The sequence below is a fragment of the Bacillus cereus group sp. N14 genome, assembly GCF_016483555.1.
In the GTDB taxonomy this organism is placed as follows: Bacteria; Bacillota; Bacilli; order Bacillales; family Bacillaceae_G; genus Bacillus_A; species Bacillus_A wiedmannii.
The window spans coordinates 142,801-156,625 of the sequence record NZ_JAEHBQ010000007.1 but is presented as its reverse complement, the minus strand read 5'-3'; the positions used below and the strand labels follow the sequence as shown (position 1 = coordinate 156,625).

The following is a 13,825-nucleotide window of genomic DNA, read 5'->3' as shown; positions in this document are numbered from 1 at the left end:
CGTATTATAACATAGGTTTTAGTATAAACAGCTAATGAAATACTATTCTGATAAGGCGAAATAGGGGGACAATAAAAAAAGAGTATAGTTCTTTGTTAGAGAACTATACTCTTTTTTATGCAGTTTTTTTCTGCTTAACGACTGGGGCAGAACGGTTTAAAACGCTATTTGCAACCATTCCTAACATAATAATAATCATTCCAAGTAGGGAAAGACCACCAGGAAATGAACCATTCAAGAAAACAATTTCGCCAAGCACGGTAAAGACCATCGTTCCAGCTTGCGTTGCTTCAACAGCTCCAAGTAGAGAGAGGTTATCTTTGGCTAAGTCAGTAGCAAAGAAAAATGTCATCGTCGCAATCACGCCAGAACATAAGGCTAACAAAAATCCTTGCAACATTTGGCTGGATGTTGGAATACCGGTAGTAGAAAATCCATATATACCAAGTAAAATTGTTATAGGTAGACTTCCTATTGCCATTCCTAATACACGTTGGAACGTATCAAGACGTCCGCCAACAAGCTCCATCATTTTTCGGTTGCCGAATGGATATAAGAAGGCTGCTACTACGACAGGTAAAAAACCTGAAATGAACTGAGTCATTGTAATATGACCTGCTGCAGTCGCTTGCATACAAATTACACCAAGTAAAATAAATAATGCGACATATAAACTACGAAGTGGAATTTTTCCGCGTACAAGTTTTGTGCCTAATTTCGTTTCTATTTTAACGAAGAATAACGGTGATAAAAGTAGCCCTGCTAATATAGTAACTTGCCAAGTTCCAGCAACGAGCCAAGCTGGAGAAAAGACAGCTGCGAAACTTAATAAAGAATAGAAACCAATACCAGCAACGGACCCCCATCCGATCCACGCTAATGGATGTTTCTTTAATTCTTCCCATAAACCCTTTAAGTTTTTGCGAAATAAAACGATAAGGAATAAAATAGGGAGAGCAAATAAAAAACGGAAGGAAGCTGTCCAGGCCCAGCTCGTTCCAGATACATTCATCGCTCGATTAATAATAAAGGTTGCGGAAAAAAAGGCTGATGATAAAAGGCCTAATAAAATTGCGCGCATGAAGCATAGCACTCCTTTCGGAATTTGATGATTACGTATAGTATAATATACTTAAAAATAATAAAAGTAAACTATTTTATACTTTAAGGTGGTTTTATAGATGAAAGAACATGAAGATATGCAAACGAAAGAAGTCATTCAGCAAGTAGGTCAGCTGTTAAGACAAATTCGAAATGAACAAAAATTAAGTTTAGAAGAATTAGCCCAAAAAACTGGGGTTAGTAAATTAACATTAGGAAAGATTGAAAGAGGCGAAACGAATCCGACGTTAGCTGTCATTTGGAAAATAACGAAAGGGTTATCGATTCCTTTATCGCGATTGATGGTTGTTGGAGAACCTGTAGCTGTGGCGCGCTGCGGAGAAGGATTTGCAGTAGATGTAGGACAAGCATGGCATTTAGAAACGATGTTCCGCTATACGAAAGAAACGGGGATGGAAATGCATCGTGCTTGTTTAAGATCGAATAGTATATATGAACCAGAAGCTCATCATGAAGGTGCTATTGAGCTTGTAACAGTAATGAAAGGGAAAGTATCGATTCAAGTAGAAAGCGATGTATACGAATTAAATGAGTTTGACTCTATTCAATTTGAAGCGAATAAAAAACATAGTTATAGAAATGAAGAAGATGAAGTAGCAGTATTACATTTAACGATGAAATATTCTTCATGAAAAAATCCCCTATAGAAAAATCTATAGGGGATTTTTTATACGCTATGCTCAAATAGATGAAAGAATGTTATTAGTAAGAGCGTGGCATAAGTAATAAACAAATAAAATAAACTAAAAACCCCGTCCCAAAACATAAAATAGCAATGACCCAAAGTATGCGAATGAGAGTAGAGCTAATATCAAAATATTCCCCTAAACCACCGCATATACCAAATAGCATTTTATCAGTTTCGGATTTACATAATCTTTTTGACATCTTCCAATCCACTCCTTTTTATCCCGCTTTAACGGGCAGTAAGACCTCCACCTAAAAATTCAGCGAAAGCAAAGAAGTTAGGTGGGGATTAACTGCCCGTTAAAGCCCGATTGGTTTAACTAATGATCAGTGGGGGGATGAACAACCCCCCCACTGATCAAAGTTTCACTTTATACCAAGCTATATACTTCTATTCTATATGGAAATTTATGAGAAGACTATGAGGTTGTATGACATTTTTTTTAGGAAACAGTCGTATTAATTGTCTTAATTTTCAGTTGATATTAAAATTATAGTAAGAGGTAACTTTTAATAAAGGGTGGGGGAAATAGAGATGACAGTATATTGGCTGACTAACGTAATGCTTGAATCAGGGTATACATATGAAGAGGGGAGAATTTCCCAAACAGAAACAGAGTTATGTAGTTTACTCATTGAAGATGGACGAATTAAAAAAATGATAGCAGGGGCTGTTCAAGAGGAAGGAGTATTAATTCTTGATGCTAAGCGTTTATTAATTTTGCCAGCTTTTGAAGAGATGCATATTCATATTGATAAGACGTATTATAGTGGTCCTTGGAAAGCTTGTATGCCAGCAGAGAATATTTTTACGCGTTTTCATGAAGAAGAAAAAATTCTGCCGAAGCAATTAGCAACTGCTCAAGATAGGGCGGAAAATATGTTAGCGTTATTGCTTCGAAATGGTGCAACGAATATTAGAACGCATTGTAATGTTGATCCGATTATTGGACTTGGTAATTTGGAGGCGACGTTAGCGGCGTTGGAAACATATAAAAATCAGGTTTCTGGTAGAATTGTTGCTTTTCCGCAACACGGATTATTGCGCAGCAATTCTGTGCAACTTGTGAAAGATGCGATGCGTATGGGTGCGCATCTAGTCGGTGGAGTGGATCCAGCTACAGTGGATAATGATATTGAAAAATCATTACATACCATTATGGATATCGCAGTAGAATTTAATGCAGATGTTGATATTCATCTGCATGATGCGAATAATCTTGGGACGTTTACGATGAAGCGATTGGCAAGTTTAACAGAAGAAGCGGGATGGCAAGGTCGCGTAACAATTAGTCATGCACTTGGACTTGGTGGTGTTACGGATAAAGAAGTTGAAGAAGTGGCGGAAAGACTAGCTGCTTTAAATATTGATATTACTTCAACGGTGCCAATTGGGAAACAAGTAATCCCAATTCCGTTATTAGATAAAAAAGGTGTGAAAGTTTCATTAGGAAATGATAGTATTACTGATCATTGGTCACCGTTTGGCACAGGTGATATGCTGCAAAAGGCAAATCGATTAGCAGAGCGTTTTGGGTGGAGTGACGAAAGGTCTTTAGGAAAAGCCCTTCGCTTTATTACGGGTGGAAAAGAAACGTTAAACAATGAAGGGAAGCGAGCATGGCCGAATGTAGGAGATGAAGCGAGTTTTGTTTTGACGAATGCAACATGTACTGCTGAAGCGGTAGCGCGTCAAACAGAGAAGCGTTTAGTTGTGCATAAAGGAAATATTGTTGTTGGAAGTTTAAATGAGGTGGAATTAAATAATCTTGTGTAAAAGAATCGTGTGAATGTTTTGAGGAGGGTTCTAATTGTGAGTGTAGAACCCTTCTTTGTTATGCTTGCAATATATTTCTTATAGGGAAGCTAGAAAGGATGAAAAATTTGGACAATCAACATAACCAAAATCATATTATGGGAACTTTGCAATGGTTTATATTTTTATTAGCGAATTCAATTGCACTACCAATTGTCGTTGGCGGATTATTTCATCTTACGACGGAAGAAATATTTTATTTAATGCAGCGTACGTTTTTTGTAGTTGGTATATCTTCTTTTTTACAAGGGTGGCTTGGACATAGACTGCCAATTGCGGATGGACCAGCTGGATCGTGGGTTGGAGTATTTACCGTACTTGCTTATGCAACGGCCGGGCAAGATCAATTACATAGTACGTTGCAAATTTTAGAATTAGGAATGATAATTTCCGGTGTTATTTTAATAGGATTAGGAGTCACTGGTTTTATCGGACGTATTTTATTTTTATTCACGCCGCTTGTGACAGGGACGTTTTTACTTTTATTATGTTTACAATTAAGCGGTGTATTTCTAAAAGGAATGCTAGGAATTACTGCTACTGTTTCTCAAATCGATGGATTTACAGCGATAATTGCGTTTAGCATATTTCTTTTCGTTATTATACTATCTAACTTCGGAAAAGGTTTTGTCAAAAGTTATGCGGTTTTAATAGGATTAATTAGTGGGTGGATTCTTTTTCTCATTGCAGGAAAAATGACGATTCCATCTCAAGTAACTCATTTTGTGCAACTTCCACATGTATTTGCTTGGGGACTTCCAAAGTGGAATACAGGTATGGCTGTATCCAGTTTCGTTATGGTATGTATTTTAGTTTCAAATACAGTGGCAGCTATTATAGCAATTAATCAAGCTACCATTCAAAAGGGGACTATTGAACAAAAACAGTTGAAGGGTGGTACGTGGGTTGGAGGGATTTCGCATATCATTTCTTCTGTATTTTCAACTGTAGGTGTCGTGCCGTTACCAGCAACGGCAGGATTTATACGTTTAACGAAACAAAAATATATACGATCGTTCTTACTAGCATGTTTGTTACTAGTCGTAATGTCGTTGTTTCCAAATATTATTCGTTACTTAGCATCGTTACCACCCGCTGTCGCATCTGCGGTTTTAATGGCTTCGTTCGTACAGTTAATTGGAATTGGGTTTCATAATATAAAACAAGTGCCAATGAGCGAAAGGAATGTAACGGTTTTAGGAGTTTCTGTATTATTTGGAAGCGGTGTTATGTTTTTACCGTCTGGAGCACTCCAATCACTGCCGTCTGTTATGCAATATATATTCGGAAATGGTTTGTTCGTAGGTACAGTTGTCAGCATATTACTAGAACAAATATGGCGTAATGAAAAGTGAGTGGGATACAAAGAGTGTCTGCACTGTATAAAAGTCTAAAATAACATGTGAAATAAAGCCTATTTTCATTCACCACCCGCACATTTCGTTCATACAATATCTTGACTAAATAAACACCCAACTTACACATACACGGCTCTGGCTTAAGCAAGGAGGTTTATACCAGTTGAAGGAAAAAGCGTATCAATCTAAACCGTTACTCACAAAGAGAGAGAGAGAAGTATTTGAATTACTGGTTCAAGATAAAACAACGAAGGAAATTGCAGGTGAACTTTTTATCAGTGAAAAAACAGTACGCAACCACATCTCAAACGCAATGCAAAAGCTAGGAGTTAAAGGACGTTCACAAGCAGTTGTTGAGCTTCTTCGCATGGGAGAGCTCGAACTATAAAAAGAAAGCCGACTTTTATATGAAGAGTCGGCTATTTTTCTGTTTATATTTTGAACTTAAAAAGGTATCTCAGACTTTGAGAAGGAAGATATGTTTAAGAAAGAAACGTTAAAAATAACTACTTTATAACATGATGAGGCATTCAGGGTAGGTATCTTTGTCATTTATGAATAAGAAGGTGCAAATATGAAGTTGTATTTTAAGGATATGGAGATAGGTGAAATTAAAGATGTTTTTGGAGACATGCCATGGATGTATGGAACAATTCGTCTATCTGAAAATAGTAAACCGTTCCAAAAATATTTTCGTGAGATGGTAGACGAAGATAGTGGATTTGATTTTGAAAGCATAGATCCTGAATTTTTATATGAAGGAAATTGGTCTGTTTTTGATGAGGATAATCAGCAGTATTTAGGGATTGATATACCTGCTATTCATATGGAGGATAAAACGATTGCGTGGCGTTGGAGATAAAAGTTATAAGGTTGTGAAAATCTTCGTACGAAAGAATTCAAACGATAACAACAAGTTGACTTTTATACAAAAGTTCAGCTTGTTGTTATCGTTTTTTCCGCTTGCTATATGAATGATAAGAACATTTCATACATAAATAGGTAGTAAGGAGGGGATATGTTGAAAAGGATATTGTTAGTTTCAACAAGCGCTCATAATATGAATGGACACCCGACTGGTTTGTGGTTGGAAGAGCTCGCAGCTCCTTATAATGTGTTTAAAAAGGCTAAGTTCGATGTTGATATTGTGTCGATAAAGGGCGGTAAAGTACCTATTGATAGAGTGTCTATTCCAAATGGCATACCTCGTGAATTTAAGTATGTCGCTTCTTTATTGCAAAATACGAAGCCAATCTCAAATGTTAGTTTTTCGGATTATGATGCAGTTTTATTTGGTGGTGGGCACGGAGCGATTGTAGATTTTCCAGGTAATCCATATGTTGCAAATTTGATTGAGAATATGTACAACAATAACAGAATTGTAGCGGCTGTTTGTCACGGAGTAAGTTCTTTAGTCGGTGTGAAAAATAAAGATGGCTCGTTTTTTGTTGCCGGTAAGCGTATAACAGGTTATACGAATGATGAGGAAAAAGCTGTACATTTAGAAAAGCGAGTGCCGTTTTTATTAGAAAGTAAATTGAAAGAAGAAGGAGCTTTGTTTTATGTTGCTCCAAATTTCACGCCGCATGTCGTAGTAGATGGGCGTTTAATTACAGGGCAAAATCCGCAGTCTAGTATGGAAATAGGGAAAGCTATAAGAAGAGCTGTCAATAAATTATAGAAAAAGTGCTCGCTACTCATAAAGATAGCGGGCACTTTTTCTATAGTATAAATGCCCCCTTAAACTAAAAAGATGTATTGAGTATAGTGACTTCATTTATAATTAATCGTGAATTTGCTATACTATTTTGTATGGACAAAAGGGGAGGCTCTTTTAATGAGAAAAGTTGCGTGTGCAAATACTTATATTAATAAAATAAAGCCCATTATTAGAAAAACGAGTTTTAGCCAATTGAAAATAGATGAAATTGCGAAATATATGGATATTAGTAAAGCTACTTTATATAAACGTTTTTCTTCAAAAGATGAGATTATTGAAGCGGTGGTAGAAGATTTTATGAACTACCTTCTTGAAGGAGATGCGGATAATCAAGATGAAAGTATGTCTTTTGCAGAACGTTTCCAAAAGACGTTTATTCACTCTTTGAAATGTGTGACATATATTTCTGATGTCTTTTTACAAGATTTGAAAGAGGCATATCCGCACTTATCTGATCGGTTAGTTGCTGCACAACAAAATCGTAATCATAATTTGCAAATGTTTTTTGAAGCTGGTATGGAACAAGGCTACTTTAATAAAATGAACGCACAATTATTTATGGTGCAAGATGATGTGATGTTAAGACGTATTATAGATCATTCTTTTTGTATTCAGTACGATATTACGTTAAAGAAAGCGATACTTGATTTTTATCAACTAAAGAAGTACCAACTTTTTAAACCAGAGTATATAGAAGCAATTGATGATTCGGAAATTGAAAAAGAAGTTATTGCTATTTTGCAAATGATTTCGTAAAAAAGCAGGTTTTCCTATAGTAATGGAAAACCTGCTTTTTTTATTACATGTTATTTTTTATGTGTTGTAATACTAATTCAGCTACTGGACCACCTGAAGCTGGGTTTTGACCAGTTATAACACGATTATCTTCTACAGCGTAAGCTTCCCAAGGTTGCGCGGCTTTTTCGTAAAGCCCTCCATTTTTAATGAGTTCATCTTCTGTTAAAAATGGAACGAATTGATCCAATTCAACTAGTTTTTCTTCTTCATTTGAGAATCCTGTTACTTTTTTACCACTAATTAAGCGTTCCCCATTATTTAATGTGATATGAAATAAACCAGCAGCTCCGTGACAAACAGAGGAGACGATTCCGCCATTTTCATAAATGTTGCGGCTAATCATTTGAAGTTCTTTATTTTCTGGGAAGTCCCAAATTACACCGTGACCGCCTGCGTAATAAATCGCAGCGTAGTCTGCTGGATTCACTTCACTCGGTTTCATTGTAGAACCGAGACGATTCATAAATTCTTTCTTTTGATACCATTCCCAATCGACGCTCTCCGCCATTGCTAAACTATGAGGATCAATCGGTGTATAGCCACCTTGTGGGCTGACATAATCTACTGTGTAACCAGCTTCTTCAACTTTTTTAACGAAATGGACAGCTTCACCAAGCCAAAGCCCCGTCGCTCTATTTAAATTTGGATATTTTTCTACGCTCGTTAATACAACTAACATTTTTTTCTTCATCATAATCCTCCTATAATGTTTCTTCTATATAAAAGTTCTTTATTTACTTAATTTTATTAAGTTAGAAATTGCAAATTTGAATATCCATGTCAGTCCTCCTTATATCGGATTCGAAATTAGTGTATAACAATCTTTGAACAAAGTAAACCAAAAATACTTAATTAGTTTACTTTGTATACTTTTTGTTGACAAACTGTAATGCTGAAACTATGATAGTTCCATGAATATCGAACAATATACATGCTTCGTTTCGAATTCAGTTTGTCGCGCGATAAATTTATACATTTGATGAAGTTGTTTAGTTGTGATAGCGGAGCTAAACAACTTTACCCCGCTATTTGCCGGGCAGTAAGATCCCGATTGGTGAAGGCTAATAATCAGCGGTGGATGAAGCCCCTGTTAATTAAAGTTTCACTTTATTTTTCATTTACAGTTACTACAATCAGGAGAGGTGTTACACATGGGGAGAGATATAATTAACCATTCAAAATGGTTTGTTTTCACATTATGTTTTATCGTTTTATTAGGACCGATGAATGCGGTTTTATTTAATGTAGCGTTAGAGGATATGGCGAACGATTTATCCATTAGTCAATCGAAAGTAAGTTGGGTTGTAGTAGGGTATTCCTTAGTTGTCGGTATTGGTTCGATGATCTACGGGAAGTTGGCTGATCGTTATAGTGTAAAAAAACTATTAATTATTTCAATTATCATATTTGTAGCGGGTTCTATTATTGGATTTATGAATCAATCTTATGCGATTACCATTCTTGCAAGATTAGTGCAGGCGAGTGGGGGCGCGGCGTTTATTGCGCTTAGTATGATTGCAGTGGCAAAATTAGTTGTTCCTGATAAGAAGCCAGGTGCATTAGCGATGATTAGTTCTTCTATTGTATTAGCGATAGGTATTGGTCCTTTAGTTGGCGGGGCTATTACAAATACATTGGGGTGGCCATATTTATTTTTATTTATGGTTATTTCAGTAGTTGGGATTTTCTTGCTTATAAAATTTATGCCAGAAGAAGCGCAGCATACGGATGAAGCGTTTCATTTTGATTACATTGGAGCGGTGTTATTATTTGCGTTCATTACGACTGTTTTATTAGGTGTAAATATTAATAGTTGGCTATTTATGTTATCGGTAGCTTTCTTATTTTTATTCACGGTTCGTATGAAGAACGCGGAGCATCCATTTATTGATATTGAGTTGTTTACAAATAAACCATTTTTTCGTTTAATAGCGGTCGGATTTATAATGAATGTGGCGCTATGTGCTAGTTTATTATTATTACCATTGCTTTTAGGCAGAGAGCACGGATTGTCTTCATTTGTTATCGGAATTGTTTTGTTTGTTGCATCACTTTTTGGTATTGTATCTAGTTTTATTACTGGAAAGATTGTCCCTTCGTTTGGAAATGTGAATATGATTTATGTAGCGTCTGTCATTATGATCGTTGGCTTTTTAATTTTGGGGTTTATTCCGAATGGGAACATAGTCGTTATTGTAGTGGCGATTATTTTAACGTTTATGAGTTATTCAGCCATTCAAGTATCATTAAATACATTTATACCGAAAACATTACATCCGGCTAAAGTTGGAGTCGGTCTTGGTTTATATAATTTAATTAATTTTTTCGGTATGGCATTTGGACCAGCTGTAGCGAGCAAAATTATGGAATCTACAAATAGTTATCGTTTGAATTTTATTTTAATCGTCATTTTAATCTCTGCTCATTTCTTCTTATTAATAGGAATGTCGTCTTTCCAAAAAAAGATGGAGCAATAAAGTGAAACTTTAATTAGTGGGGGCATCCCCCACTAATTATTAGTTAAACCAATCGGGCTTTTACGGGCAGCCCGATCCCCACCTAACTTCTTTGCTTTCGCTGAATTTTGAGGTGGGGGTCTTACTACCCGGCAAATAACGTGGTAAATACGCATTTTATATAGAAGAAACCGACTTTCATATAGAAGGTCGGTTATTTTTCTGTCTTGCAAATTATGAAAAAAAGGAGCAAAATAAAAAAGGTCCTAGTCTATATAGGTACAAATGAAAATTTTCATACAGAAGCAGTTTAAGTTAGCGAACTTAAAGTGTGTAAAATATAATGATAAAAAAAGATGATGAATGAGAAAACGGGTGATGAAGTTGAATAGAGCAATCGGTGTTATCGATTCAGGAGTTGGCGGTTTAACAGTAGCGAAGGAATTAATTCGTCAGTTGCCGAAAGAGCGTATTATATATTTAGGGGATACGGCACGTTGCCCTTATGGTCCACGTTCTCGAGAAGAAGTGCGTCAATTTACGTGGGAAATGACGGAGCATTTACTAGATTTAAATATCAAAATGTTAGTTATTGCGTGTAATACAGCAACTGCGGTTGTATTAGAAGAGATGCAGAAACAATTACCAATTCCAGTGGTAGGGGTTATTCACCCAGGATCACGTACAGCTTTAAAAGTGACAAACACGTATCATGTTGGGATTATTGGAACGATTGGAACGGTGAAAAGTGGTGCATACGAAGAAGCGCTAAAGTCTATTAATAACCGTGTTATGGTAGAAAGTTTAGCGTGTCCGCCTTTCGTTGAGCTTGTAGAGAGTGGAAATTTCGAAAGTGAAATGGCGTATGAAGTTGTACGAGAAACGTTGCAACCGCTGAAAAATACTGATATTGATACACTTATTTTAGGTTGTACACATTATCCAATTTTAGGTCCTGTTATTAAAAAAGTAATGGGAGATAAAGTACAACTAATTAGTTCAGGTGATGAAACAGCGCGCGAAGTAAGTACAATTTTATACCATAGTAAAATGTTGAATGAGGGAGAGGAACAAAGTGATCATCTCTTCTTAACGACAGGAAAAATAGGCCTATTTAAAGAAATTGCATCAAAATGGTTCGGTCAACCGATTGAAAATGTGAAACATATTCATTTAGAAAAAGAATAATAGTAGAATCCATATAAGTGAGCTCCTGAGAAATCAGGAGTTTTTTTGTTTATAGGAAGCACAGCTTGTTCTAAAAAGTGAAACAGCTCGTATACATAATAGTACAAACTTAGATTTTAGGGGGGAATGGCATGCCTAAATCCACTTTTAAATGGGTTGTTGGTGCTACTGTGAGCGCTGTTTTACTAACAGGGTGTGGCTTTATAAATCAGGAGAAAGCAACGGAACAAATTGATCCGCCAAAACAAGTTACGTATACAGAGGGTGGAAAGAAAGAAGTAGCTAAGAAAGATAAGCAAGGACAAACGGTAAATAGAGAACTATACCTTGTTGATAAAAATGGCTATGTTGTACCGCAAACGTTAGCTATACCTACTCCGAAAGCAAATGAGGTCATTCAGCAAACGTTAGAGTACCTTGTGAAAGATGGACCGGTAACGAATCTATTACCGAATGGGTTCCGTGCAGTCATTCCAGCGAATACATCGATGACACTAGATTTGAAAAAAGATGGGACGGCAGTCATTGATTTCTCTAAAGAAATGAAAAACTATGCAAAAGAGGAAGAGCGTCAGATGGTTGAGTCAATAGCCTGGACGTTGACGCAATTTAAAGAAATAAAACAAGTGCAGTTCCAAATAAATGGTGAGAAATTGGCGAAGATGCCTGTTGGTGGTACACCACTTGGTGAAGGGGTGAGCCGTGCTAATGGTATCAACTTCGATGATGAACAAGTAGCGGATGTAACAAATACAAAACCTGTTACACTTTATTTTATGGCACAAAATAATAATAAGCAGCAATACTACGTACCAGTAACACGCCGCGTTGTAGAAGGAAAAGAAAATGATTATGCAGCAATTATAGATGAACTTGTAAAAGGACCGATTCATCAATCGCTTCTGAATGATTTTAATCCAGGAGTTAAGTTGATTACGAATCCGAAGTTACAAGATGGAAATCTTACATTAAACTTTAATGAAAATATATTTATAAACCCAGATAAAAATATGGTTTCAAATTACGTATTGAAGTCGTTAGTTTTATCTTTAACAGAAAAGAAAGGCGTGAAAAGTGTTTCTATTGAAGTAAATGGTAAGGCGAATCTTATAGATGAAAAGGGCGGAAAGTTAATAAAACCTGTCGATCGTCCAGAAAACGTGAATACAGGTAGTTTTTAATCTTCAATAATTTGATATACTTAAGTAAGAAAGGGGAATTGCTTTTTTGGTTCCCCTTCTTTTATTGTATACATATCATACATTTAAATTTGGCTATACTAACAAGTAGTTATGAGGAGGTTATTTTTATGCGAGTAGATGGTAGAGAGAAAACAGAATTACGCCATATACATATTCATACGAATTATTTAAAAAATCCAGAAGGGTCAGTATTAATTGAAGTTGGGGATACAAAGGTAATTTGCTCAGCGACAATTGAAGAGCGTGTCCCACCATTTATGCGTGGAGAAGGAAAGGGCTGGGTAACAGCTGAATATGCGATGATTCCACGTGCAACAGAACAACGTACAATTAGGGAATCAAGTAAAGGGAAAGTAACAGGACGTACAATGGAAATCCAGCGCTTAATTGGACGAGCTTTACGTGCGGTAGTTGACCTAGAAGCACTTGGTGAAAGAACAGTTTGGATCGATTGTGATGTTATTCAAGCGGATGGTGGAACGAGAACTGCTTCTATTACAGGTGCATATGTAGCAATGGTATTAGCGTTCGAGAAGTTATTACAAGCAGAAAAAGTATCTAAAATTCCAGTAAAAGATTATTTAGCAGCAACGTCAGTAGGAATTGTTGAAGAGCAAGGTGTTGTTTTAGATTTAAACTATGTAGAAGATTCTAAAGCAGACGTTGATATGAACGTGATTATGACTGGAAAAGGCCAGTTTGTTGAAGTGCAAGGAACAGGAGAAGAAGCGACGTTTAGCAGAGCGCAGTTAAATGAATTGCTTGATGCTGCGGAACAAGGCATCTTCCAACTGATTGACATGCAAAAAGAAGCGTTAGGTGACATCGTATCTCATATAGAGTAGAGGTGGAAAGTATGAAACAAGTTGTTGTAGCGACAAAAAATATGGGGAAAGTACGTGAATTTGCTGAGTTATTTGAGCGATTTGATTTAGAAGTAAAATCATTGCACGATTTTCCTCATATTGAAGAAGTCGAAGAAACTGGTGAAACATTTGAAGAAAATGCGATCTTAAAAGCGGATAGTCTGAGTAGACAGCTGAATGCGATCGTAATCGCGGATGATTCAGGTCTTATTGTAGATGCTTTAAATGGAAAACCAGGCGTGTATTCAGCTCGTTTTGCTGGAGAGCCGAAAGATGATCAAGCGAATATTGATAAAGTGTTACAAGAATTAAATGAAATAGCGTTTGAAAAGCGTAAAGCTCGTTTCTACTGTGCATTAGCAGTGGCTTTCCCTGAAGGGGATAAAAAGCCTGTCATTGTAAACGGGACGTGCGAAGGGTATATTTTAGAGCAGCGCCGCGGGGAAAACGGCTTTGGATATGATCCGATTTTTTATGTGGAAGAATATAAAAGAGCGATGGCGGAACTAAGTTCAGATGAGAAAAATGCCATTAGCCACCGTGGACGTGCTCTTCGTAAGCTAGAAGAAAAAATCCCTGAATGGTTTTTAGGAGAATAAGGGAGAGAGATTG

At 36.5% G+C, this 13,825-nt stretch carries 15 protein-coding genes; 12 read left to right on the top strand and 3 right to left on the bottom strand.

Annotation, left to right across the window (positions count from 1 at the left end; genetic code table 11):
- Positions 1-115: 115 nt before the first annotated feature.
- Positions 116-1,081, bottom strand: a complete 966-nt coding sequence (locus JDS82_RS13005; protein ID WP_061672422.1) for a DMT family transporter — start codon at positions 1,079-1,081, stop codon at positions 116-118.
- 100 nt (positions 1,082-1,181) lie between these two features.
- On the opposite strand from JDS82_RS13005, the gene JDS82_RS13000 reads away from it, so the two are divergent.
- Positions 1,182-1,754 carry a helix-turn-helix domain-containing protein gene (locus JDS82_RS13000; protein ID WP_000658052.1) on the top strand — a complete coding sequence of 191 codons (573 nt, stop codon included), beginning with the start codon at positions 1,182-1,184 and terminating at the stop codon, positions 1,752-1,754.
- 70 nt (positions 1,755-1,824) lie between these two features.
- On the opposite strand, the gene JDS82_RS12995 is transcribed toward JDS82_RS13000, so the two are convergent.
- Complete coding sequence (locus tag JDS82_RS12995) at positions 1,825-2,010, bottom strand: PspC domain-containing protein (RefSeq protein WP_000044335.1); 186 nt, start codon at positions 2,008-2,010, stop codon at positions 1,825-1,827.
- 334 nt (positions 2,011-2,344) lie between these two features.
- Here JDS82_RS12995 and JDS82_RS12990 point away from each other — a divergent pair, with 334 nt between their 5' ends.
- The 6 genes from JDS82_RS12990 to JDS82_RS12965 all read left to right on the top strand — a co-directional run bounded on the left by JDS82_RS12990 (position 2,345) and on the right by JDS82_RS12965 (position 7,459).
- Complete coding sequence (locus JDS82_RS12990) at positions 2,345-3,586, top strand: amidohydrolase family protein (RefSeq protein WP_064056506.1); 1,242 nt, start codon at positions 2,345-2,347, stop codon at positions 3,584-3,586.
- Positions 3,587-3,684: 98 nt separating this feature from the next.
- The gene (locus tag JDS82_RS12985) at positions 3,685-4,980 is read left to right on the top strand and encodes a purine/pyrimidine permease (RefSeq protein ID WP_000792694.1); all 1,296 of its coding nucleotides are present in this window, start codon (positions 3,685-3,687) and stop codon (positions 4,978-4,980) included.
- 166 nt (positions 4,981-5,146) lie between these two features.
- Positions 5,147-5,371: a spore germination transcription factor GerE gene (gene gerE / locus JDS82_RS12980; RefSeq protein ID WP_000659484.1), complete on the top strand. Its 225-nt coding sequence runs from the start codon at positions 5,147-5,149 to the stop codon at positions 5,369-5,371.
- A 186-nt stretch (positions 5,372-5,557) separates the two neighbouring features.
- The gene (locus JDS82_RS12975) at positions 5,558-5,845 is read left to right on the top strand and encodes a hypothetical protein (protein WP_000780756.1); all 288 of its coding nucleotides are present in this window, start codon (positions 5,558-5,560) and stop codon (positions 5,843-5,845) included.
- Between the two features lie 156 nt (positions 5,846-6,001).
- The gene (locus tag JDS82_RS12970; protein ID WP_199713426.1) at positions 6,002-6,664 is read left to right on the top strand and encodes a type 1 glutamine amidotransferase domain-containing protein; all 663 of its coding nucleotides are present in this window, start codon (positions 6,002-6,004) and stop codon (positions 6,662-6,664) included.
- 156 nt (positions 6,665-6,820) lie between these two features.
- Positions 6,821-7,459, top strand: coding sequence for a TetR/AcrR family transcriptional regulator (locus JDS82_RS12965; protein ID WP_001233004.1), 639 nt, complete (start codon positions 6,821-6,823; stop codon positions 7,457-7,459).
- A gap of 43 nt (positions 7,460-7,502) precedes the next feature.
- Here the strand turns inward: JDS82_RS12965 and JDS82_RS12960 are convergent, their stop codons facing one another.
- Positions 7,503-8,192, bottom strand: coding sequence for a type 1 glutamine amidotransferase domain-containing protein (locus JDS82_RS12960; RefSeq protein ID WP_064469310.1), 690 nt, complete (start codon positions 8,190-8,192; stop codon positions 7,503-7,505).
- 460 nt (positions 8,193-8,652) lie between these two features.
- Between JDS82_RS12960 and JDS82_RS12955 the strand changes: the two genes are divergently transcribed.
- From JDS82_RS12955 to JDS82_RS12935, 5 genes are all read left to right on the top strand, one after another.
- Complete coding sequence (locus JDS82_RS12955) at positions 8,653-9,978, top strand: MFS transporter (RefSeq protein WP_199713425.1); 1,326 nt, start codon at positions 8,653-8,655, stop codon at positions 9,976-9,978.
- A gap of 357 nt (positions 9,979-10,335) precedes the next feature.
- Positions 10,336-11,145 (top strand): glutamate racemase, encoded by an 810-nt coding sequence (gene racE, locus JDS82_RS12950; RefSeq protein ID WP_000774000.1) that lies wholly within the window; start codon positions 10,336-10,338, stop codon positions 11,143-11,145.
- A gap of 131 nt (positions 11,146-11,276) precedes the next feature.
- Positions 11,277-12,326, top strand: a complete 1,050-nt coding sequence (gerM, locus tag JDS82_RS12945; RefSeq protein WP_001126754.1) for a spore germination protein GerM — start codon at positions 11,277-11,279, stop codon at positions 12,324-12,326.
- A gap of 128 nt (positions 12,327-12,454) precedes the next feature.
- Complete coding sequence (gene rph, locus JDS82_RS12940; protein ID WP_001261774.1) at positions 12,455-13,192, top strand: ribonuclease PH; 738 nt, start codon at positions 12,455-12,457, stop codon at positions 13,190-13,192.
- A gap of 11 nt (positions 13,193-13,203) precedes the next feature.
- A complete protein-coding gene (locus tag JDS82_RS12935) occupies positions 13,204-13,812 on the top strand; it encodes an XTP/dITP diphosphatase (RefSeq protein WP_000815937.1) in 609 nt (202 codons plus the stop codon).
- The last annotated feature ends 13 nt before the right edge of the window (positions 13,813-13,825 follow it).